Source organism: Sinorhizobium sp. BJ1 (assembly GCF_002531555.1).
In the GTDB taxonomy this organism is placed as follows: domain Bacteria; phylum Pseudomonadota; class Alphaproteobacteria; order Rhizobiales; family Rhizobiaceae; genus Sinorhizobium; species Sinorhizobium fredii_B.
Genome location: NZ_NWTH01000001.1, coordinates 84,296 through 106,359 on the forward strand (window position 1 = coordinate 84,296; position 22,064 = coordinate 106,359).

Here is a 22,064-nt window from a genome sequence, read left to right on the forward strand (position 1 = left end):
TCGGCCGCCCCGAGTTCTGGGGAGAGATACGTGCCGAGCGCGGAACTTTCTCATGGTCCTCGTATGGCGATTTCCGCCGCAAGGCCGCCACCGTCGCGGTTGCGCAAGGTCAAGGAGGCGCCGATGACGGTTGCGAGTTGGTGGGCAATGGCGAGCCCGAGGCCGGTTCCGCCGGTATCGCGGTTGCGGGATTGCTCCAGGCGGAAGAAGGGCTGCAGGACCGATTCCAACTGGCCTTCCGGAATGCCGGGGCCACGATCGAGCACTCTTATGTACACCGTACCGTCGTCGCGCTCCTGAGCCTCGATTTCCGCGCTGCCCGCGAATTTGAGTGCATTGTCGATCAGGTTGGTGAGAATTCGTCTCAAAGCGTGCGGCCGAGTGACGACTGCGCCGTGGCTCAACTCGCCGACGGTGACCGCCTTGCCGGTATCCTGATAATCATAGGCCAGGCTCTCGATGAACGAGGCGAGATCGATGCGGGAGGCCTTTTCGTTTTTGCCGTGGGCGCTGCGTGCATAGGCGACGCCTTCCTTGACGAGACGTTCGACCTCGTCGAGGTCCTGAATGAGCTTGTTCCTGTCGGCGGAATCCTTGGCCATTTCCGCGCGGAGTTTCATGCGCGTAATCGGTGTTTGCAGATCATGTGAGATCGCCGCGAGGATCTGCACGCGCTCCTCGAGATACTGCGTGATGCGATCGCGCATCGCGTTGAAGGCCGTTGCCGCATAAGCGACTTCACTCGGTCCGGTTTCGCTCAGCCGCGGCGTGCTGCTGTTCGGATCAAGCGTGTCGGCGGCTCTCGCCAGATTGGCGAGGGGCCGGATGGCCTGGCGCATGGCGAACCAGCTGCACAAAACCAGAAGAGTAAGCTGCGCGATGAGCACGTAAGGCAGCCAGTCAGCCACCGGCATGACGCCCCTTGGCGTGACGTCTATCGTCAGCGGCTCGCCGTCGCTCAAGCGAAGATGCGCCTGAAGATGGCGGGAACCACCGGGAATGGATTCAACCTCGATCGGGTATCTTGCGCCAATTGAAGCCTGTATCTTGGAGGCGACCTCGGCGTCGTCCGGTTCAAGCACGGGATTGCCGCGAACGCCCCGCCCCAGAACGAACCTATAGGACCCTCGTTCAAGCTGATCGAGCCATACGGGCCGTTCGGCCGCGGGCAGCCGGTCGAGGATGGCGATTGACGTCGCGACATCGTTTTCCAGCGTATTGAACATCACCGATCTCGCGGCAATGTAGCGTTCGGAAAACAGCACCGCAAAAGACATGGCATGGGCGATGGTCAAACCGGCAAGAAGAATAACGAACAGCCGCGCCCGCAGCGTGCGCGGCCACAGGCGAATTCCGTTAAGAACGGCAAGGCTTGCCATCAACGGGGCTCCACGATTTCGACCGGCATGGAGAAAACATAGCCCTCGCTGCGGACCGTCTTGATGTAGGTCGGTTCGCGGGCGTCGTCGCCAAGGCGTTGACGGACCCGGCTGACGAGGAGATCGATGGAGCGGTCGAAGAGTTCAGCCTCGCGTCCTTGTGTGAGATTGAGCAGCTGATCGCGATTGAGGACGCGCTGCGGGTGGTCTACGAAGACGCGCAGCAGCCGGTATTCGGCGCCGCTGAGCGCGATTGCCGTGCCGCCGGCATCGACGAGATGCCGCGCTGTCGTGTCGAGCTTCCATTGGCCAAAACGCAATAGTTGACCGGCCTCCGATACCTGCAGATTCGGAGGCAGCATGCGCGCGCGCCTGAGAACCGCCTTGATGCGGGCGAGCAGTTCGCGCGCCGAGAACGGCTTGGCAAGGTAGTCGTCGGCGCCCATTTCGAGCCCGATGATGCGATCCATCTCGTCGGAGCGGGCGGTCAGCATGACAATCGGCGTCGCCTTGTGTCTGCCGACGCGCAGCTCGCGGCTCAGGACGAGGCCATCGTCGCCCGGCATCATGAGGTCGAGAAGGATGAGATCGACCGCATTGGCCTCGAGGAATGCACGCATCTGCCGCCCGTCGGCGACGGCGGTAACGCGCAGTCCGTTCTTCTTCAGGTAGCTTGACACAAGCTCCCGGATTTCCCGATCGTCATCGACGATCAAGATATGATCGATGTGCTCCATGGTGCGATCTCCGCCGCTCGACTGACATTTCTTATCAAAATGAGAACGCTCTGGTAGCAGTCTTCACCAGTTGTGCGCCTGCGCCGAAGCGAAAGCTAGGGTTGACGCAGTGGCCCGAAAGCGGCGCGCAGCTCGGCGGTGAACAGGCCCGGCTCTTCCCAGGCGGCGAAGTGGCCGCCCTTGTCCGCGCGGTTGTAGTAAAACAGGTTGCGGTAGGCCCGTTCCGCCCAGCTCTTCGGCGGCCTGTAAACCTCTCCCGGGAAAATCGTCACCGCCGCCGGGATCGCGATAGGGGCCAGATTAATACTGCCGGCATTGTTCTCCCAGTAAATCCGGCCGCTCGAGGTCCCGGTGTTCGTCAGCCAGTAAAGCGTGATGTTGTCGAGGATCTCGTCACGGCTCAAGGCACGCTCCGGTTCGCCCCTGGTGAACACCCAGTCCGCGAGCTTGTCATAGAACCAAGCCGCCAGCCCAGCCGGCGAATCGGCGAGGCCATATCCGACGGTTTGCGGGCGCGTCCCCGTGATAGCCGCATAGCCGAATCCCGTCTTGAGAAACTCCCTAGTCTGGTCAAACACCGCCCGTTCCTCCGCGGTCAAACTCGCCGGTGCAGCATCGCCGCTTCTCAACGCCCTGGCAATCTCCGGCGGGATAGTGGTCGCGCGCTCGATCCTGTTCACGTGGATGCCGAGCAGACCCGGAGGAGCATGGCGGCCCATGGCACCGGAAATGATGGCACCCTAGTCGCCGCCTTGGGACACATAACGCGCATATCCAAGCCGCTTCATCAGGATGTCCCAAGAGCGGGCGACGCGCTCCGGGCCCCAGCCGGTGCCTTTCGGCTTTTCCGAAAAGCCGAAGCCTGGGATGGACGGCAGTACGAGATGAAAGGCGTCCTTTTCTGTCCCGCCGTGCGCAGTCGGATCGGTCAAGGGGCCGATGACTTTCAGAAGCTCGAAGACCGAACCGGGCCAGCCGTGCGTCATGATGAGCGGCAATGCGTTCGCATGAGGCGAGCGGACATGGATGAAGTGAATGTCCAAGCCGTCGATGTTCGTCAGGAACTGCGGCAAGGCATTCAGCTTCGCCTCTGCCTTGCGCCAGTCGTAGTCCGTTTCCCAGTAGCGCAGAAGCGCCTGAAGCTTTGCAAGCTGCACACCCTGAGATCGGTCATCGACCGTTTCCGGGTCGGGCCAGCGCGTCGCGGCAAGACGCTGGCGCAGATCGATGAGATCTGCCTCCGGGACGTCCACGCGGAACGGGCGAATGTCGCCGCCCTTGAAAGGCGTTCTGGCGTCTGCTTGGGCGACGGCCGTCGCAGGGCGAAGCGCCGCAAAGGCTGCCAGCGCGGCTCCTCCGCTGAGGAGCAGAGCCCGGCGCGACAGTGCGGACGCGGCGGCCTGTGCGGTCATGTTGCGCTTCCTTCTATGTGGTTCTCAGCGTCGATGTCGAAACGTTCACTTGACCGGAACGACAAGCGGGGCGCCTTTCTCGACAATGTATGTCGCAAGCTCCGATGCCTTGCCGCTGCCGACATTCTTCGCCACATGCGCCACTCCGGCCGGGATGAACAAAGCTTCGCCGGCATGAAGGACGGCCGGCGCTCTACCCTCGAGCTGATATTCCAGCGAACCTTCGAGGACATAGGCCACCTCCTCGCCCGGATGAGAGTGCCTGATGGAGACGGCGCCGGGTTCGAAATCGACCCGCACCTGGACCGCCTCGCGGCCCGGCGTGCCGAGGTCGTTCTGCAGGAGATCGGTACGCTGAATTCCCGCTTGCTGCGCCTTGGCCGCGTGCAGCGTCAATCCGCTTCCGACGATCAGCAAGGCAGCCGCCATGATCCGAGACGTTTTCATGTAGTCATCCTTTCAAGCATTTGTTTTTCGAAGCACCGCCATTTGAACGCCTATGTGTATTGACGATGTGTTCGCCGGGCCGGACTTTTGTAACGGCATGTGTCGGCGGTTCAGCGCCACGTAAGGGCGCAGATCCCTACCAATGACGGCCGATGGGGGGGAGGCGTGCGGACTCCCTCTCGAGCGAGCCGGGGCGGCAAGCGCGAAGTCGATAACGGAATTGGCTCGTGGTCAGCCGCCTCGCGCTGCAGTGATCCGCAATGGTCGAAACCGGTATTTTGCTCCGGCACTAAGCGTCAGATTTTCATGTCTGCCGCTCAATGCATCTCGGCCGGCTGCTTGTAGCGCTCGTAATGGCCGGGAACGATCGTCTGGCGCTCGATCAGCCGGTGGACGCGGGGCGGCTCAGTGCCGCGGTGGAGCGCCGTCAGCTTGTCGCCGACAGCGGCGTCGGCCTGGGTGCGCCGCTGGTTGTGGCGGACATATTCGACCCAGGTCGGCACGTGGTAGGTCTCGGTCCAAATGATCGGGTTTTCGAGGTCGCGCATCAGCGCCCAATGGCCGGCCCCGTCGCGGATTCGGATGCGCCGCCGCTCTGCCATTGTCGTCAGGAATTCGGGGATGTCCGGCTCGTCGATCTCGTAGTCGATCATCACGACGATCGGACCGCTGCGGGGCTTCAGGTCGAGGGCGAGCAGCGGTTCGTTGAAGCGGTTGAGCGGGTCGAGATTCAGCGACGTGAACTCCGGCAGCGCGAAACGCAGGCCGATGGCAATGCCGGCCAGCATGAGAAGACAGGAGCCGATGAGCGCATTCGAGGCGCCGTATTCTTCGGCAGCGGCGCCCCACAGCCAGCTGCCGCCGGCAATGCCGCCGAAGGTCGTTGTTTGATAGAGGGAGAGCGCGCGGCCAACCACCCATCGTGGCGTCGAGAGTTGTACCGTGGTGTTGAACAGCGACAGAGCCAGCACCCAAGAGGCGCCGGAGACAAGTAGCACGAGCGACGTGAGCCAGGCCGCAGTGCTGAGCGCGGTGACGATCGCGCTTGTAGCGAAGCCGGCAAAGGCGCAGCGCACGATCGTCTCGCTCGACAGGAGCTCCCGGAGCTTGGCGCTGAGCAGGGCGCCGCCGATGGCGCCGAGGCCGAAGGCGCCGAGCATCACGCCGTAGGTGAGCGGCCCGCCGCCGACGAGGTCGCGGGCGACGAGCGGCAGGAGCGCGAGGATCGCGCTTGCCGAAAGGCCGAAGGCGAAGCCACGCAGGAGCACCTTGCCGATATTGGGCGACATCGCCACATAGCGAAGGCCGGCCGAAACCGCCCGGCCGAGTCTCTCGCGCGGCAGCGCGCTTTGGGGCACGCTCGGCCGCCAGCGGGAAAGCGCGAAGAGGATCGCGAAATAGCTGAGCGTGTTGGCCGCGAAGGCCGCTGCCGCCCCGGCAGCGGCGACGATGGCGCCGCCGATCGCCGGGCCGACGCTGCGGGTGATGTTGAAGCCCATGCTGTTCAGCGCGACCGCCGCCGGAAGGTCGTCGCGCGGCACCATGTCGCCGACCGAAGCCTGCCAGGACGGATTGTTGAGCGCCGTGCCGCAGCCGATCAGGAAGGTGAAGAGCAGCAAGAGCCACGGCGTGATCAGCCCGTAATAGGCACAGATCGTCAGGAGCGCCGAAACGGCAAGCATGAAGGTCTGCGCGACCAGCATGATCCGCCGTCGGTCGAAATTGTCGGCGAGCGCGCCGGAGACCAGCGAAAAGAGCATGATCGGCAGCGAGATCGAGGCCTGCACCAGCGCCACCATGTTCACCGATTGGGAGATGGACGTCATCAGCCAGGCGGCACCCACCGCCTGGATCAGTCCGCCGAAATTGGAAGCGAGGCTGGCGATCCAGATGATCCGGAAGGTGTCGTGCCGGAAGGGGGCCAGCGGCGATATGCGGTTCGTCACCTCGTGTCTCTCTCCTTGCCCGTGTGCTCGTCTGGGCTTCGTTTATAAACCTCGAAATATGGCACGCCAGCCGCTTAAACTTGCCATTGGCCAAGCTTTATCGCGATTTGTGTCGTTTGCCGGCCAGACCTGCCGCAAGCCTTGCAATTCTCGGCGATGGAGCGTATATGAGCCTCAAATTCTTGATCGGTAGATGAAGAGTGGGCCCGACAGGACCCGCTCTTTTTTATTAGCCGGTCCGATGAGGAGATGATCGTTTGTCCGATCCGACAACGGCTGAAACTGCAAATGAACCGCGGCTGATCACCGAGACCGGCCTCGACCGGCGCATTGCCGACATCATCGAACCAGTGCTGGTGCAGATGGGTTTCCGTCTGGTGCGTGTGCGCATGTCCGGCCAGAACGGTCTGACGCTGCAGGTCATGACCGAGCGCAACGACGGCACCATGACCGTCGAGGATTGCGAGGACGTCTCCAAGGCCATTTCCCCGGTTCTCGATGTGGAAGATCCGATCGACAAGGCGTATCATCTCGAAGTGTCGTCGCCGGGTATCGATCGCCCGATGGTGCGCAAGTCCGATTTCGTCCGCTGGCAGGGCCATCTGATGAAATGCGAGACTTCGATCATGGTCGACGGGCGCAAGCGCTTCCGCGGCAAGATCGTGTCGGTGGACGAGGAGGATTTCCGACTTGAGCGCGACCAGCCCGCCTATGGCGAAGAGGCCGTCGTTGCCATCCCGTTCACCGCCCTTTCGGAAGCACGGCTGATCCTGACCGACGACCTGATCCGCGACGCGCTGGCGGCCGACAAGAAGGCGAAGGCGGCGCGCGCCGCCAACGAAAACTTCGAAGACGAAGATCAAGATATCGAATGAGGCAGGGCGCGCTTTTGAGGCCCCTGTAACCAGACGGAGACAAGACATGGCAGTCAGTGCTAACCGGCTCGAGCTTCTGCAGATCGCGGACGCTGTGGCGCGCGAAAAGGTGATCGACCGCGAGATCGTTCTGGCCGCGATGGCAGACGCGATCCAGAAGGCGGCCCGCTCGCGCTACGGTTCGGAATCGAACATCCGGGCGGACATCAATTCCAAGACCGGTGAAATCCGTCTCCAACGTCTTCTCGAGGTCGTCGAGAAAGCCGAGGACTACTCGACGCAGATCCCGCTCGAGCTCGCCCGCGACCGCAACCCGGACGCCAAGCTCGGCGATTTCATTGCCGATCCGCTGCCGCCGATGGATTTTGGCCGCATCGCGGCGCAATCCGCCAAGCAGGTGATCGTGCAGAAGGTTCGCGAAGCCGAGCGCGACCGCCAGTTTGATGAATTCAAGGATCGAGTCGGCGAGATCGTCAACGGCACCGTCAAGCGCGTCGAATACGGCAATGTCATCGTCGATCTCGGTCGTGGCGAAGGCATCATCCGCCGCGACGAGATGATCCCGCGCGAAAACATGCGCTACGGCGACCGCGTCCGTTCCTTCGTCTACGACGTGCGCCGCGAGCAGCGCGGCCCGCAGATTTTCCTGTCGCGCACCCATCCGCAGTTCATGGTGAAGCTCTTCACCATGGAAGTGCCGGAAATCTATGACGGCATCATCCAGATCAAGTCCGTCGCCCGTGATCCGGGCTCGCGCGCCAAGATCGCCGTCGTCTCGAACGATTCCTCGATCGACCCGGTCGGCGCCTGCGTCGGTATGCGCGGCTCGCGCGTCCAGGCGGTGGTCGGCGAGCTTCAGGGCGAGAAGATCGATATCATCCCGTGGTCGCCGGATCCGGCCTCCTTCATCGTCAATGCCCTGCAGCCCGCTGAAGTGACCAAGGTCGTTCTCGACGAGGACGCCGAGCGCATCGAGGTCGTCGTGCCGGACGAGCAGCTGTCGCTGGCGATCGGCCGCCGCGGCCAGAACGTTCGCCTCGCTTCGCAGCTCACCGGCTGGGACATCGACATCCTCACCGAGCAGGAGGAGAGCGAGCGCCGCCAGAAGGAATTCAACGAGCGCACCCAGCTCTTCATGGACGCGCTCGACGTCGACGAGATGGTCGGCCAGGTGCTCGCTTCCGAGGGCTTCGCCCAGGTCGAAGAGCTTGCCTATGTCGATCTCGACGAGATTTCCTCGATCGAAGGCTTCGACGAGGAAACCGCGACGGAAATCCAGACGCGCGCCCGCGAATATCTGGACAAGATCGAGGCCGAAATGGACGCCAAGCGCACGGAGCTCGGCGTCTCCGACGAGCTGCGCCAGATCGACGGGCTGACCAGCCAGATGCTGGTCGCCCTCGGTGAGGAAGGCATCAAGTCGATGGAGGATTTCGCCGGCTGCGCCGCCGACGACCTCGTCGGCTGGACCGAGCGCAAGGACGGCGAGACCAAGCGTTTCGAGGGCCTCTTCTCGAAGTTCGAGGTCAGCCGCGAAGAAGCGGAGGCCATGATCGTCCAGGCGCGCCTGGCGGCTGGCTGGATCACCGAGGAAGACCTCGCGGCCGATCAGGACGAGCCGATCGAAGTCGCCGAAGGCTCGGAGCAGGATGCCTGATCCAAGATGACAGCCGCCACCGAAACCTTGCCTTCGGACAATGGCCCGAAGGACCGAAGCGGCAGCAGCCGGACCTGCATCGTCACGCGCGAGAGCGGGTCGCCGGATGAGTTGATCCGCTTCGTGGCCGGACCGGACGGGCGTGTCGTGCCCGACCTGAAGCGGCAGCTTCCAGGACGCGGCTGCTGGGTGAAGGCGGAGCGGTGCTTGGTCGAGAAGGCAGTGTCGAAGAAGCTCTTCGCCCGCGCCCTTCGCGCCGAGGTGAAGGCCGAGGCGGGGCTGGCAGACGAGGTCGACAGGCTGCTTGTCGAGCAGCTTGCCGGAATGATGAACATGGCGCGCAAGGCCGCCCAGTTCGTCTCCGGAGCCACGAAGACGGAGCAAGCGGTGCGCGGACTGGCGGCGCTCGGCGTTTTCCACGCGATCGACGCGGCCGCCGACGGCGTCCGCAAGATCGACCAGGCCCGCAAGGCGATGAGCTTCGTCGCCGACGAAACGGAAATACCTGCGTTCCGCCCATTTGCGGCAGCGGAAATGGAGGGGCTTTTGGGAAGTAATGCTTTTATCCATGCCGCAGCGCTTGCAGGGCAGGCGGGTGAGGGTGTAGTGAAGCGCGCAATCATGCTCGAAAAGTACCGAGGATCTGTCCCGGTCCGGGCCGAAGGCGGCGCTGATAAGCCACGGCAATGACACGCGTCACCGGCAAAGGCCGGCATCGCGAGCGCTGTTTGAGACAAATTGGAAGACGGGGTCAGATGTTACGCATCCGGCCTTGATCGCTAGGAACGGAACGGAATGACCGACAACAAAGACGACAAGACACTCAGCGTAGCGGGCAAGAAGACGCTGTCCCTGAAGCCCTCCGGGGTGACGCAGGGAACCGTGCGCCAGGATATGGGCCGCGGTCGCACGAAGGCGGTCGTGGTCGAAACCAAGAAGACACGCGGCCTGACGCGGCACAAGGACGAGCGTCCGGTCGCGCCGGTGAGCGCTGCGCCCGTGGCTCGACCGGCCGAGCCGCGTCCCGTCCAGCCGCATCCGGCCGGCCGCCCGGCCCCTCAGCCGCAGCCCCATCAGCCGCGCGCGGAGCAGAACCGTCCTCGCATCGGTGTCGTGCTGAACGACCTCTCGGCCGGCGAGATGGAAGCCCGCCGTCGTGCGCTCGCGGAAGCCCAGGTCCGCGATGCCGAGGAGGCCAAGCGCCGCGTCGAAGAGGAAGCGCGCCGCCGTGTGGAGGAAGAAGCGCGCCTCGCACGCGAGAAGGAAGAGGCCGCTCGCCGCGCCGCCGAGGAGGCTGTTCGCCCGGCCGCCGTCGAAGCGGAGAGAGTCGAAGAGACGGTCGAGGCGGAGCGCCCGGTTGTTGCCGAGCGCCGTACCGAGGTGCGGCCACAGCCCGTCCGCCCGGCGCCCTCCACGCCGCCCCAGACCCCTGCGGCGGCTCCCGCCGCACTGCGCGGCCGCCGCGGCAACGAGGAAGAGGAAGAGCGCCCACGTGGCGGAGCCGGTCCGGTCCGTGGCAAGGTGACACGTCCCGAGCCGGCAAAGCCTGCCCCCCGCGCCAAGGGCGACGAGGGCCGTCGCCAGGGCAAGCTGACGCTGACCGCGGCCGTCGACGAAGACGGTAGCCAGCGCGGCCGTTCGCTTTCGGCCATGCGCCGCCGCCAGGAGAAATTCAGACGCAGCCAGATGCAGGAGACGCGCGAAAAGATTTCGCGCGAGGTCGTCCTGCCGGAGACCATCACGATTCAGGAACTGTCGCAGCGCATGTCGGAGCGCGCCGTCGACGTCATCAAGTTCCTGATGAAGGAAGGCCAGATGATGAAGCCTGGCGACCTCATCGATGCGGATCTCGCCGAGCTCATCGCCGGCGAGTTCGGCCACACGGTCAAGCGCGTGTCCGAATCGGACGTCGAGGAGGGCATCTTTAACGTCGCCGATATGGAGGAGACCATGGTTTCCCGTCCGCCGATCGTGACGATCATGGGCCACGTCGATCACGGCAAGACGTCGCTGCTCGATGCGATCCGGCATGCCAATGTGGTCGCCGGCGAAGCAGGCGGCATCACCCAGCACATCGGCGCCTACCAGGTCGAGCAGAACGGACAGAAGATCACCTTCATCGACACCCCCGGCCACGCCGCCTTCACGGCCATGCGTGCCCGCGGCGCCCAGGCGACGGACATTGCCGTCCTGGTCGTCGCGGCCGATGACAGCGTGATGCCGCAGACGATCGAATCGATCAACCACGCCAAGGCGGCCAACGTGCCGATCATCGTGGCGATCAACAAGATCGACAAGCCGACGGCGAACCCGCAAAAGGTCCGCACCGAGCTGCTGCAGCACGAGGTCTTCGTCGAGTCGATGGGTGGTGAGGTGCTCGACGTCGAGGTTTCGGCGAAGAACCAGACCAATCTCGACAAGCTGCTCGAAGCGATCCTGCTGCAGGCCGAAATTCTCGATCTCAAGGCCAATCCGAACCGGACGGCCGAGGGTACGGTGGTGGAAGCCGAGCTCGACCGCGGCCGCGGTGCCGTTGCCACGATTCTCGTCCAGAAGGGAACGCTGACGCCCGGCCAGATCATCGTCGCCGGCGATCAGTGGGGCCGTGTGCGCGCGCTGGTCAACGACAAGGGCGAACACGTCAAGGAAGCCGGCCCGTCCATGCCGGTCGAGGTCCTCGGCCTTTCCGGCACGCCGGCGGCCGGCGACAAGTTCGCAGTCGTCGAGAACGAAAGCCGTGCGCGCGAGATTTCCGAATATCGTCAGCGGCTTGCCCGCGAGAAGATGGTTGCCCGTCAGTCCGGCTCGCGCGGTTCGCTCGAGCAGATGATGAGCCAGCTCCAGGCCTCCGGCCTGAAGGAGTTCCCGCTGGTCATCAAGGGCGACGTGCAGGGCTCGATCGAAGCAATCGCCGGTGCCCTGGACAAGCTCGGAACGGACGAAGTGCGGGCGCGCATCGTGCATTCGGGTGCAGGTGGCATCACCGAGTCGGATATCTCGCTCGCCGAAGCATCGAATGCCGCGATCATCGGCTTCAATGTCCGCGCCAACAAGCAGGCGCGCGACGCGGCCGAACGGTCCGGTATCGAGATCCGTTACTACAACATCATCTACGATCTGGTGGATGACGTGAAGGCGGCGATGTCCGGCCTGCTTTCGCCGGAACGACGCGAGACCTTCCTCGGCAATGCCGAGATCCTGGAAGTGTTCAACATCACCAAGGTCGGCAAGGTCGCGGGCTGCCGCGTCACCGAAGGCAAGGTCGAGCGTGGTGTCGGTGTCCGCCTGGTGCGCGACAACGTCGTCATCCACGAGGGCAAGCTCAAGACGCTCAAGCGCTTCAAGGACGAAGTGTCCGAAGTCCAGTCCGGCCAGGAATGCGGCATGGCCTTCGAGAACTACGAAGACATCCGCGCCGGCGACACGATCGAGTGCTTCCGCGTTGAACACATCACGCGGACGCTCTAAGTCGATCCGGCAACAGATTGTGCGAGCGCCGGATCATTTCCGGCGCTCCTTTTTATTGCGGGGCAATGGGAGGTGTTGGCGGTGTTCCGCCTGCATCCGGCCCGCTTCTATCGAACCGATCGCGTCTCGAATTGAAGTCACTACGACCGCAATCTCGTGATCCAGGATAAACACGATGACCAGATCCACATCCTCCGCTCCGTCCCAGCGCATGCTGCGCGTCGGCGAACAGGTGCGCGCCGCGATCACCCAGGTCCTGCAGCGCGGCGAAGTGCGCGACCCGCTGATCGAGAAGACGGTGGTTTCGATTTCCGAAGTGCGCATGTCGCCCGATCTGAAGATCGCCACCGCCTATGTGACGCCGCTTGGGGTCGCCGATCATGCGGCGATCATCGAGGCGCTGAACAAGCATGCGAAATTCATCCGCGGCCGCCTCGGGCCGCAGCTCCGGCAGATGAAGTACATGCCGGACGTTCGCTTCCGGGATGACACCAGCTTTGACAATTACCAGAAGATCGACGCGCTGCTGCGCTCGCCGGAAGTCAGCCGTGACCTCGATCCCGACACCGACGACGAAGAATAAGAACCATGTCCAAGCCGCGTAAACCCAAGGGCCGCCCGATCTCGGGCTGGCTGATCCTCGACAAGCCGCTCGATTTCGGCTCCACCGAGGCGGTGTCCAAGATCAAATGGCTGTTCAAGGCGCAAAAGGCCGGCCATGCCGGCACACTCGATCCGCTGGCCTCCGGCCTGCTGCCGATCGCGCTCGGCGATGCCACGAAAACCGTTCCCTATGTCATGGACGGTCGCAAGATCTACGAATTCACGGTGGCCTGGGGCGAAGAACGCTCGACCGACGACCTCGAGGGCGAGGTCGCTCGCTCATCCGCCGAACGTCCGAGCGAGGAGGCGATCCGTGCCCTGCTGCCGAAATATACCGGCGTTATCGCGCAGGTGCCGCCACAGTTTTCCGCAATCAAGATCGATGGCGAGCGCGCCTATGATCTCGCGCGCGATGGCGAGACCGTCGAGATTCCAGCGCGCGAGGTGGAGGTCTTCCGCCTCGCTCTGATCGGCTGCACGCCGCATCTCGCCCATTTCGAGATCGAATGCGGCAAGGGCACCTATGTCCGTTCGCTCGCCCGCGACATGGGCCGCGATCTCGGCTGCTTCGGCCATATCGGTTCACTCCGTCGCACCTTCGTTGCCCCCTTCGGCGAGGAGGACATGGTCGCGCTCGCCGATCTCGTGGCGCTGGAGAAGATCGAGGACGATGCGGAACGACTTGGCGCCCTCGACGATTATCTGATCGATACCGGCGAGGCGCTTTCCGACCTGCCGCATGTTGCGGTGAGCGACGATCAGGCGCATCGGCTCAGGATGGGCAACCCGATCATCCTGCGCGGCCGGGACGCGCCGCTGCCGGCCCCCGAAGTCTACGCGACTGCGCGCGGCAAACTCGTCGCGATCGGTGAAGTGGCAGAAGGCGAATTTCGACCGAAGCGTGTGTTCGCTGGCCATTGACCGGCAGCCCCTGCCCAGCCAACAATCGGCCCGGTCTGCGCGAGCGGCGCATAGGCGCTCAACGGAGCTGAAAAGCCCGGATCGGTGATGGCCTGCCGTCGTCGCGGCCGGGTCAGGCGGCGAAAGGCAGTTCGGATGCTCAAAACGCCAGAGAGAAGTGAGGGCGAGGTCTCATCCGGCGGCCTGCAGGCCGTTGCGGCTTTTGTCCGCCAGTATGTTCGCAGGCCATTCAGCTTCTATCTGCTCTCGCTGCTCTTCATCGCGATCGTCCCTTCCTTCATCTTTTCGTTCGTCATCGTGAAGCGAAGCGTCGACGCGCAGGAGCAGGTCGTCATCTCGCTGCTCAAAGCCTCGACCGGATCCATCACGCGGATCGTCGAGCGTGAGGTCGAGGGCATGATGACCACGCTCAAGGTCCTGTCGACCTCCGGAGCTGTCGATCTCCGCAACATGCGCGGTTTTTACGACCGCGCCTCGAGCGCATTGGCGGGCACCCATTCCAATCTGATCGTCGCAGACAGCGCCCAGAATATGCAGATGAGCACCGGCGTGCCTTTTGGCACGCTGCTCGGGCGGGCATCCGATCCGGAAATCGACCTTGCCCTCGAAAGCAGCGGAACGCTCGTTTCGGGCGTCTTCTTCGCCAACACCAGCAAGAGTTGGGTCTTCAACGTCTATCTGCCGATAAACGGTCCGGACGGACAACGGTATCTGTTGGGCCTGACCCAGGACGCCGCTCGCATGGCCAAGGCCGTCAATCGGGACACGCTCTCACCAGGTTGGAATGCCGCACTGGTCGACGGCAGGGGCAAGGTCATCGCTTCGTCGGATCCCTCGGCCCGGTCCGGTGAAGCGTTTTTTCTGGACGAGCTCCCTCAGATCAGCATCGGCGTCAGCGATGTCAACGAGCATGGCGTGGACTACCGTGTCGTCTCGGAATTCTCGCTAATCACCGGCTGGCGCATCGTTGCCTGGGCACCGCGTGAGATCGTCGATGCGCCGATCCTGTGGTCGTTTCTCTGGCTGTCGCTCGGTGGCATCATTTTTGCCAGCATTGCCATCGCCGGTTCGTTAATCATCGCGCGTCTGCTGACCCAAGGGGTCAAGCTGCTCGCGCTCGACGCGCGGCGCCTCGGCGGCGGCGAAATGATCGAGCCACGTCGCTACGTCATCACCGAAGTCGAGGCCGTGTCGGCGGCGCTTGCCCGCGCGGCGGCGGCTCGAACCAGGGCCGAGGCGGAAATCCGACTCCTCATGCGGGAGGTGGCACACCGCTCGAAGAACCAGCTGACCGTCATCCAGTCGATGCTGGCCCAATCCGCCGCGTCGAGCGAGGATACGTCGGAATTCGTCGACGCGTTCCGCAAACGGCTCGCGGGCCTCGCCCGCTCGACCGATCTGATGATTGCCAATGCAGCGATGGGCGTGGATTTCCGCGAGCTTGCCGAGGACCAGCTTCAGCCCTTTGCCCCCGACGATCCGGACCGGATCGTGCTTGACGGTCCAAGCCTGCGGTTGGACACGCAAATGGCGCAGACGCTCGGCATGGTGCTTCACGAACTCGCGACGAACGCGATCAAGCATGGCGCACTCGCCAATGCGACAGGCGCGATCAAGCTCGAGTGGTCGGTTTCGCCGGGAACGATCACCATCCGCTGGCGTGAGACGGGTGCGGATCTCGTCGAGCTGGCTCAGGCGCCCCGCAGAGGCTTCGGATCGGTGGTGATCGAGCGCATGCTCGGCATGGCCTTGCGCGCCGAACTCGACAGAACGATGCACGCTGACGGTATCGAGTGGCACATCCGCATTCCACGCGGCGGCGAGGCTTGAAGCGGCGCGGGCGATTGACCGACGCCCGCCGGCGTCGATGATTTGCGGTACCTGCCGTGACGAGCAGTCGGGGCGCGGCGGGGCGATCCGTGGCCGGCTCGATCGCCCTTTCCTTTTGCGTCCGTTTCGGTTATAGGCACGCCAGCGAAAGGCACCGCCTCTTCGTGTGAACGGCCGCGGCTGGACGACATCCCGGCTGCCGGCGACCCTAAAATCCTCGAAACGAAAGGATCAACCGATGTCGATCACTGCAGAGCGCAAGGCTCGGCTTATCAAGGAATTTGCAACCATCGAAGGCGACACCGGTTCTCCGGAAGTCCAGGTTGCGCTCCTGACGGAACGGATCAACAACCTGACCGAACACTTCAAGGACCACAAGAAGGACAACCATTCCCGCCGTGGTCTTCTCGCGATGGTTTCCAGCCGCCGTTCGCTCCTCGACTATCTGAAGAAGAAAGACGAAGCGCGCTACAGCAAGCTGATCGGTGCCCTCGGCATCCGTCGCTAATCGACTGTCCGGCGGGTCGCTTGGCGATCCGCCGGATTTTTTTGGGCGCTGAAGCGCCCACCGAATTGACTCTCCACGGGCGCCGAGGGCGCAGCATTAGGGAGAGAATGTCCAGCGAACCGGATGGGCCGGTATCGCGGATCAACCGATGGCCCGTCATGGGGCAGGATTGCAGGATGCTTCGGCGCCTGCTCGCCGAAGCGCTTCCATGCGGCAGCGCGGCAAAGTGGCGAGCGGCCGGTTCGGTTAGAAGCCTCCCGTTGTCTTGCCCGTGATGCGCCACACCAAGCGGCAACAAGATCGCCTGCGCTGCAACAGCCGCGGACGATCTCCCGCACACGAAGGACAGAACATGTTCGAGACCCACAAGGTAGAAATCGAATGGGCTGGGCGTCCGCTCAAGCTCGAAACCGGCAAGATCGCCCGTCAAGCCGACGGCGCCGTTCTCGCCACTTACGGCGAAACCGTCGTGCTCGCCACGGTGGTTTCCGCCAAGGCACCGAAGCCCGGTCAGGATTTCTTCCCGCTGACCGTCAACTATCAGGAAAAGACCTATGCCGCCGGCAAGATCCCCGGCGGCTATTTCAAGCGTGAAGGCCGCCCAAGCGAGAACGAGACGCTCGTCTCGCGCCTGATCGACCGGCCGATCCGCCCGCTCTTCCCCGAGGGCTACAAGAACGACACCCAGGTGATCATCACGGTCATGCAGCATGACCTGGAAAACAACCCGGACGTCGTCTCGATGGTCGCAGCCTCCGCGGCGCTGACCCTCTCCGGCATTCCCTTCATGGGCCCGATCGGCGGAGCCCGCGTCGGCTACATCAACGGCGAATACGTGCTCAACCCGCACCTCGACGAAATGGAAGAATCCTCGCTGGATCTCGTCGTCGCCGGCACGCAGGAAGCCGTGCTGATGGTCGAATCCGAGGCCAAGGAGTTGCCGGAAGACGTCATGCTCGGCGCCGTCGTTTTCGGCCAGAAGGGCTTCCAGCCGGTGATCGACGCGATCATCAAGCTCGCCGAAGTTGCCGCCAAGGAGCCGCGCGAGTTCGATCCGGAAGACCACTCCGCTCTTGAAAATGCCATGCTGTCGATCGCCGAAGACGAGCTGCGCAACGCCTACAAGATCACCGAGAAGGCTGCCCGCTACGCCGCCGTCGACGCCGTCAAGGCGAAGGTCAAGGAACATTTTCTGCCGGAAGGCATCGAGAACCCGGCCCATTCGGCCGAGGAAATCGCCTCTGTCTTCAAGCACCTGCAGGCCAAGATCGTTCGCTGGAATATCCTCGACACCAAGAGCCGCATCGACGGCCGCGATCTCGAAACCGTACGTCCGATCGTCTCGGAAGTCGGTCTTCTGCCGCGTACCCACGGCTCGGCGCTCTTCACCCGCGGTGAAACCCAGGCGATCGTCGTTGCCACGCTCGGCACCGGCGAAGACGAACAGTATGTCGACAGCCTGACCGGCATGTACAAAGAACGCTTCATGCTGCACTACAACTTCCCGCCCTTCTCGGTCGGTGAAACCGGTCGCATGGGCTCCCCGGGGCGCCGCGAAATCGGTCACGGCAAGCTCGCCTGGCGCGCTATCCGCCCGATGCTGCCGGAAGCCGAGCAGTTCCCCTACACGCTGCGCGTCGTTTCCGAGATCACCGAATCCAACGGCTCGTCGTCGATGGCGACGGTCTGCGGCACTTCGCTGGCGCTGATGGATGCGGGCGTTCCGCTCGCCAAGCCGGTCGCCGGTATCGCCATGGGTCTCATCAAGGAAGAGGACCGCTTCGCCGTCCTCTCCGACATCCTCGGTGACGAAGATCATCTCGGCGACATGGACTTCAAGGTTGCCGGTACCGAAGCCGGCATCACCTCGCTGCAGATGGACATCAAGATCGAGGGCATCACCGAAGAGATCATGGGTGTTGCGCTCAACCAGGCCAAGGGCGGCCGCCTGCACATCCTCGGCGAAATGGCCAAGGCCATCTCCGAGAGCCGCGGCCAGCTCGGCGAGTTTGCGCCGCGCATCGAGGTCATGAACATTCCGGTCGACAAGATCCGCGAAGTCATCGGCTCGGGCGGCAAGGTCATCCGCGAAATCGTCGAGAAGACCGGCGCCAAGATCAACATCGAAGACGACGGCACCGTCAAGATCGCGTCCTCGTCCGGCAAGGAGATCGAAGCCGCCCGCAAGTGGATCCACTCGATCGTCGCTGAGCCGGAAGTCGGCCAGATCTACGAAGGCACGGTCGTCAAGACCGCCGATTTCGGCGCCTTCGTCAATTTCTTCGGCGCCCGCGACGGCCTCGTCCACATTTCGCAGCTCGCCTCCGAGCGCGTCGCCAAGACGACCGACGTCGTCAAGGAAGGCGACAAGGTCTGGGTCAAGCTGATGGGCTTCGACGAGCGCGGCAAGGTCCGCCTCTCCATGAAGGTCGTCGACCAGGCGACCGGCAAGGAGGTCGTCGCCGAAAAGTCCGAGAAGAAGGACGGCGGCGAAGCGGCCGAATAAGCCGGCTTCAGCCAGTTGAAAAAGGGGCGCGGAGCGGATGGCTCCGCGCCCTTTTCTTGTAGAAAAATGGAAACGACCCATGAGCCGCGACGCGCTGAAAACCCTGTTCCATCCGTTCGAAACCGGTATCATCGATCCGCCTGGAGAAGGCGAGCGTGTACTCTTTCTCGGTGCCGAGGCGGGCTACCGGCTGCCCGAGGGCTTCGTGGCGCCGATTTCCGCCGTGCAGCCCCTGCGGCCGCTCTATCGCACCCTGGAGGCGATGCGGGCCGATGTGAGCCCTGTCGTTGCGGGCGAGGACTATGACGTCGCTCTGGTGCTCTGCGGCAAACACAAGGGCGAGAACGAGGATCGAATCGCCGAGGCGCTGAAGCGCACACGCGAAGGCGCCCTCATCGTCGTTGCCGGCAGCAAGGAAGACGGCATCCAGTCTCTGAGGAAGCGCATCGACAAATTCGAATGGGACGGCGACCATCTGCCGAAGTACCACGGCGTCGCCTTCTGGTTCACCCGGCCGGAGGATGTGGCCGATGCCGTTCACAAACTCGCCAAGGTTCCGGTGCGGGTGGACGGCCTCTTCGAGGCAGCACCAGGCATGTTTTCGCATGATCGCGTCGACGCCGGCTCGGAACTTCTCGCCTCGCGCCTGCCGAAGGACTTCACCGGCCATGCGGCCGACTTCGGCGCCGGCTGGGGTTATCTCTCGGTGATGCTGGCGCAGGCATCACCCGGGCTCAAGGGAATCGATCTGTTCGAGGCCGATCATGATGCACTGGACGCGGCGCGCCGCAACATGAAGGCGAACGCACCCACGACGCCGGCCCGGTTCTTTTGGCATGACCTGACGAGCGAGGATACCCGCGACAAATACGACCTGATCGTCATGAATCCGCCCTTCCACGAGGGGCATGCCGCTGAGCCGGCGATCGGGTCGGCGATCATCAAGGCGGCCCTGAAGGCGCTGAAGCAGGGCGGCAGGCTCATGCTCGTCGCAAATCGCGGCCTGCCCTACGAGCAGGTTTTGGCAGAGAACGCCAAGGAGTATGGCGAGACCTGCCGCAATGCGCGCTTCAAGGTGCTCTGGGCGAAGCGGTAACGCGCGTCTTCAGATCAGGATAGTTCCTTAAATCGGCAGCAATTAGGGATAAAATCATCGGGCTACTGCATGTTTCCTTAAATTGTATTCGACTTAAGCATAAAAACATTCAGCCATTCAAAGTGCTATCTTTGTGCGTCTGAATAGACGCACGGCGCTGTAGGTCACGGCCGCCTTTGCGCGTCCGGATGGATGCGCGTCGCCGAAGGCCATCGTTTCTCCTTGGGGAGCAAGCCATGGGATTTGGACCTGTCCGGGCGCCCTTTATGGAGGATGTCGCGGAGCTGATTGCCCGGGAAATCAAGAGCGCCGAAGGACATGGCGCCACGTCGGAGGTGCCGATGTCCTTCCTCCAGCGCTCCTACCGCATCCCGATACACAGCGCCCGGCTGCGGCGCGAGCGCCTCGGTGTGGCGTCGTATGCCGCCGCGGTTGCAGCGATCGCCTTGGTGCTGGCTTGGGCCTGGGCGGGATAATCGGACTTCAAAGTGCTACAGCGCCTTTTGCGCGCCGGAAAAGGCGCACGACGCTGAGTATGGAAGCGCTTCATAGACAACAACGGTGCTCCGAAGGAACGCACCGTGCTGGAGTCTTGACCGGCCGCGCCTATTCGGCGTCCGCTCTTCTGAGCGTATCGAGCGCTGGCATGGAGGTGATGTTGTAGCCGGAATCCACATAGTGGATCTCGCCGGTGACGCCGCGGGAAAGATCGGAAAGCAGGTAGAGAGCCGAGTTGCCGACATCCTCGATCGTCACCGTGCGGCGGAGCGGCGAGTTCTTCTGCTGCCAGGAGAGCATGGCGCGCGCATCCGAGATGCCGGCGCCGGCGAGCGTCCGGATCGGGCCGGCGGAGATGGCGTTGACGCGGATGCCGCGCGTGCCGTAGTCGGCTGCGAGATAGCGCACCGACGCCTCGAGCGCCGCCTTGGCCACGCCCATGACATTGTAGTTCGGCATCACCCGCATAGAGCCGCCATAGGTCAGCGTCAGCATCGTGCCGCCATCGCTCATGAGGCGGGCGGCCCGCTTGGCGATCTCGGTGAAGGAGAAGCAGGAGATCACCATGGTGCGGCTGAAATTCTCCCGCGTCGTGTCCGCATAGAGTCCCTTGAGTTCGCTCTTGTCGGAAAAGCCGATGGCATGGACGATGAAATCGAGCTTACCCCAGTGCTCCTTGATCGCGTCGATGACGGCATCGACGGAGGCGATGTCTTCGACGTCGCAGGGCAGCAGGAAGTCGGAATTCACCTCTGCGGCAAGCGGCTTGACGCGCTTGCCGAGCGCCTCGCCCTGATAGGTGAAGGCGAGTTCAGCGCCTTGGCTCGCGAGTGCCTTTGAGATCCCCCAAGCAATGGAATGGTTGTTGGCCACACCCATGATGAGGCCGCGCTTCCCGTTCATCAATCCGTTCATCTTGTTATCCGTTATAGCGCTGGAAGACGAGCGTCGCGTTGGTGCCGCCAAAGCCGAAGGAGTTCGAGAGAACCGTGTCGATTTTGGCGTTGTCGATGCGCTTTCGGACGATCGGCACGCCTTCGAATTCGGGATCGAGCGTGTCGATATGGGCGCTTTCGCCGATGAAGCCTTCTTGCATCATCAGAAGGCCGTAGATCGATTCCTGCACGCCGGCCGCGCCCAGCGAATGGCCGGTCAGCGACTTGGTCGACTGGATATGCGGCATCTTCTCGCCGAAGACCTCGCGGATGGCGCCGATTTCCTTCTGGTCGCCGACCGGCGTCGAGGTTCCGTGCGTGTTGATGTAGTCGACATCGCCCTTCACCGTGGAGAGCGCCTGGCGCATGCAGCGGACCGCGCCTTCGCCGGAGGGGGCGACCATGTCGTAGCCGTCGGAGGTCGCGCCATAGCCGACGATCTCGGCGTAGATCTTGGCGCCACGAGCCTTGGCGCGCTCCAGTTCCTCGAGCACGAGGACGCCGGCGCCGCCGGCGATCACGAAGCCGTCGCGGTCGACGTCATAGGCGCGCGAGGCGGAGGACGGCGTGTCGTTATACTTGGAGGACATGGCGCCCATGGCGTCGAAGAGGTTCGACATCGTCCAATCGAGGTCCTCGTGGCCGCCGGCGAACATCACGTCCTGCTTGCCCCACTGGATCATTTCCGCGGCATTGCCGATGCAATGCGCCGAGGTCGAGCAGGCCGACGAGATCGAATAGTTGACGCCGTGGATCTGGAACCAGGTGGCAAGCGTTGCGGACGCCGTCGAGGACATTGCCTTCGGCACCGCGAAGGGACCGATGCGCTTGGGGCTGTTGTTCTTGCGGGTGATTTCGGCGGCCTCGTAGATCGTACGCGTCGAGGCGCCGCCGGAGCCCATGATGATGCCGGTGCGCTCGTTGGTGATGTCGACGGCTTCGAGGCCGGCATCGGCGATCGCCTGCTTCATCGCCACGTGGTTCCAAGCGCCGGCCTGCGACAGGAAGCGCATGGCGCGCCTGTCGACGAGGTCAGTCGGGTCGAGTGTCGGCTGGCCCCAGACCTGGCACTTGAAGCCATGCTCGGCGAAATCCGGGGAAAATGTAATGCCCGATTTTGTTTCGCGCAACGACGCGGTGACTTCGTCGGCATTGTTACCGATCGAGGAAACGATGCCGAGGCCCGTTACAACAACCCGTCTCATGGTAGATGACCTTTTGTTAGTTTGGATCCGTGCGGGGCGAA

17 protein-coding genes and 1 pseudogene are annotated in these 22,064 nt (G+C 63.4%); 11 read left to right on the forward strand and 7 right to left on the reverse strand.

Annotation, left to right across the window (positions count from 1 at the left end; genetic code table 11):
* Window positions 1–50: 50 nt before the first annotated feature.
* The 5 genes and pseudogenes from CO676_RS00430 to CO676_RS00455 form a co-directional block, all read right to left on the reverse strand.
* Window positions 51–1,379, reverse strand: coding sequence for an ATP-binding protein (locus CO676_RS00430; protein WP_014766675.1), 1,329 nt, complete (start codon window positions 1,377–1,379; stop codon window positions 51–53).
* A complete protein-coding gene (locus tag CO676_RS00435) occupies window positions 1,379–2,116 on the reverse strand; it encodes a response regulator (protein WP_097519301.1) in 738 nt (245 codons plus the stop codon). The genes CO676_RS00430 and CO676_RS00435 overlap by 1 nt, the downstream gene beginning before the upstream one ends.
* Window positions 2,117–2,211: 95 nt before the next feature.
* Window positions 2,212–3,528, reverse strand: a pseudogene (locus tag CO676_RS00445) (epoxide hydrolase family protein).
* Between the two features lie 45 nt (window positions 3,529–3,573).
* On the reverse strand, window positions 3,574–3,975 hold the full coding sequence (locus CO676_RS00450; protein WP_014766677.1) for a cupin domain-containing protein: 402 nt from the start codon (window positions 3,973–3,975) through the stop codon (window positions 3,574–3,576).
* Between the two features lie 317 nt (window positions 3,976–4,292).
* Window positions 4,293–5,921, reverse strand: a complete 1,629-nt coding sequence (locus tag CO676_RS00455; protein WP_014766678.1) for an MFS transporter — start codon at window positions 5,919–5,921, stop codon at window positions 4,293–4,295.
* 257 nt (window positions 5,922–6,178) lie between these two features.
* Between CO676_RS00455 and rimP the strand changes: the two genes are divergently transcribed.
* The 11 genes from rimP (at window position 6,179) to CO676_RS00510 (ending at window position 19,861) form a co-directional block, all read left to right on the forward strand.
* Entirely contained in the window at window positions 6,179–6,796 is a 618-nt protein-coding gene (rimP, locus tag CO676_RS00460) for a ribosome maturation factor RimP (RefSeq protein ID WP_014766679.1), read from the forward strand.
* A 46-nt stretch (window positions 6,797–6,842) separates the two neighbouring features.
* Complete coding sequence (gene nusA, locus CO676_RS00465) at window positions 6,843–8,453, forward strand: transcription termination factor NusA (protein WP_014766680.1); 1,611 nt, start codon at window positions 6,843–6,845, stop codon at window positions 8,451–8,453.
* 6 nt (window positions 8,454–8,459) lie between these two features.
* The gene (locus CO676_RS00470; RefSeq protein ID WP_014766681.1) at window positions 8,460–9,143 is read left to right on the forward strand and encodes an RNA-binding protein; all 684 of its coding nucleotides are present in this window, start codon (window positions 8,460–8,462) and stop codon (window positions 9,141–9,143) included.
* A gap of 105 nt (window positions 9,144–9,248) precedes the next feature.
* Entirely contained in the window at window positions 9,249–11,921 is a 2,673-nt protein-coding gene (gene infB, locus CO676_RS00475; protein WP_014766682.1) for a translation initiation factor IF-2, read from the forward strand.
* A gap of 175 nt (window positions 11,922–12,096) precedes the next feature.
* A complete protein-coding gene (gene rbfA, locus CO676_RS00480) occupies window positions 12,097–12,504 on the forward strand; it encodes a 30S ribosome-binding factor RbfA (RefSeq protein WP_014766683.1) in 408 nt (135 codons plus the stop codon).
* Between the two features lie 5 nt (window positions 12,505–12,509).
* The gene (gene truB, locus CO676_RS00485) at window positions 12,510–13,445 is read left to right on the forward strand and encodes a tRNA pseudouridine(55) synthase TruB (protein WP_097519302.1); all 936 of its coding nucleotides are present in this window, start codon (window positions 12,510–12,512) and stop codon (window positions 13,443–13,445) included.
* Between the two features lie 135 nt (window positions 13,446–13,580).
* Window positions 13,581–15,275: a sensor histidine kinase gene (locus CO676_RS00490; RefSeq protein WP_097519303.1), complete on the forward strand. Its 1,695-nt coding sequence runs from the start codon at window positions 13,581–13,583 to the stop codon at window positions 15,273–15,275.
* Between the two features lie 238 nt (window positions 15,276–15,513).
* Window positions 15,514–15,783 carry a 30S ribosomal protein S15 gene (gene rpsO, locus CO676_RS00495; RefSeq protein ID WP_097519304.1) on the forward strand — a complete coding sequence of 90 codons (270 nt, stop codon included), beginning with the start codon at window positions 15,514–15,516 and terminating at the stop codon, window positions 15,781–15,783.
* 352 nt (window positions 15,784–16,135) lie between these two features.
* Window positions 16,136–18,289, forward strand: coding sequence for a polyribonucleotide nucleotidyltransferase (gene pnp / locus CO676_RS00500; RefSeq protein WP_097519305.1), 2,154 nt, complete (start codon window positions 16,136–16,138; stop codon window positions 18,287–18,289).
* A 79-nt stretch (window positions 18,290–18,368) separates the two neighbouring features.
* Window positions 18,369–19,385 (forward strand): class I SAM-dependent methyltransferase, encoded by a 1,017-nt coding sequence (locus CO676_RS00505; protein WP_097519306.1) that lies wholly within the window; start codon window positions 18,369–18,371, stop codon window positions 19,383–19,385.
* A 236-nt stretch (window positions 19,386–19,621) separates the two neighbouring features.
* The gene (locus tag CO676_RS00510; RefSeq protein WP_245424233.1) at window positions 19,622–19,861 is read left to right on the forward strand and encodes a hypothetical protein; all 240 of its coding nucleotides are present in this window, start codon (window positions 19,622–19,624) and stop codon (window positions 19,859–19,861) included.
* Between the two features lie 130 nt (window positions 19,862–19,991).
* On the opposite strand, the gene fabI is transcribed toward CO676_RS00510, so the two are convergent.
* On the reverse strand, window positions 19,992–20,798 hold the full coding sequence (gene fabI / locus CO676_RS00515) for an enoyl-ACP reductase FabI (RefSeq protein ID WP_097519308.1): 807 nt from the start codon (window positions 20,796–20,798) through the stop codon (window positions 19,992–19,994).
* A 4-nt stretch (window positions 20,799–20,802) separates the two neighbouring features.
* Window positions 20,803–22,023, reverse strand: coding sequence for a beta-ketoacyl-ACP synthase I (gene fabB / locus CO676_RS00520; RefSeq protein ID WP_014766691.1), 1,221 nt, complete (start codon window positions 22,021–22,023; stop codon window positions 20,803–20,805).
* Window positions 22,024–22,064: the final 41 nt, after the last annotated feature.

Coding starts and splice junctions, on each gene's coding strand:
- CO676_RS00430 (WP_014766675.1), bottom strand. CDS start 1,379: ATGGCAAGCCTTGCCGTTCTTAACGGAATTCGCCTGTGGCCGCGCACG.
- CO676_RS00435 (WP_097519301.1), bottom strand. CDS start 2,116: ATGGAGCACATCGATCATATCTTGATCGTCGATGACGATCGGGAAATC.
- CO676_RS00450 (WP_014766677.1), bottom strand. CDS start 3,975: ATGAAAACGTCTCGGATCATGGCGGCTGCCTTGCTGATCGTCGGAAGC.
- nusA (WP_014766680.1), top strand. CDS start 6,843: ATGGCAGTCAGTGCTAACCGGCTCGAGCTTCTGCAGATCGCGGACGCT.
- CO676_RS00470 (WP_014766681.1), top strand. CDS start 8,460: ATGACAGCCGCCACCGAAACCTTGCCTTCGGACAATGGCCCGAAGGAC.
- infB (WP_014766682.1), top strand. CDS start 9,249: ATGACCGACAACAAAGACGACAAGACACTCAGCGTAGCGGGCAAGAAG.
- rbfA (WP_014766683.1), top strand. CDS start 12,097: ATGACCAGATCCACATCCTCCGCTCCGTCCCAGCGCATGCTGCGCGTC.
- truB (WP_097519302.1), top strand. CDS start 12,510: ATGTCCAAGCCGCGTAAACCCAAGGGCCGCCCGATCTCGGGCTGGCTG.
- CO676_RS00490 (WP_097519303.1), top strand. CDS start 13,581: ATGCTCAAAACGCCAGAGAGAAGTGAGGGCGAGGTCTCATCCGGCGGC.
- rpsO (WP_097519304.1), top strand. CDS start 15,514: ATGTCGATCACTGCAGAGCGCAAGGCTCGGCTTATCAAGGAATTTGCA.
- pnp (WP_097519305.1), top strand. CDS start 16,136: ATGTTCGAGACCCACAAGGTAGAAATCGAATGGGCTGGGCGTCCGCTC.
- CO676_RS00505 (WP_097519306.1), top strand. CDS start 18,369: ATGAGCCGCGACGCGCTGAAAACCCTGTTCCATCCGTTCGAAACCGGT.
- CO676_RS00510 (WP_245424233.1), top strand. CDS start 19,622: ATGGGATTTGGACCTGTCCGGGCGCCCTTTATGGAGGATGTCGCGGAG.
- fabI (WP_097519308.1), bottom strand. CDS start 20,798: ATGAACGGATTGATGAACGGGAAGCGCGGCCTCATCATGGGTGTGGCC.
- fabB (WP_014766691.1), bottom strand. CDS start 22,023: ATGAGACGGGTTGTTGTAACGGGCCTCGGCATCGTTTCCTCGATCGGT.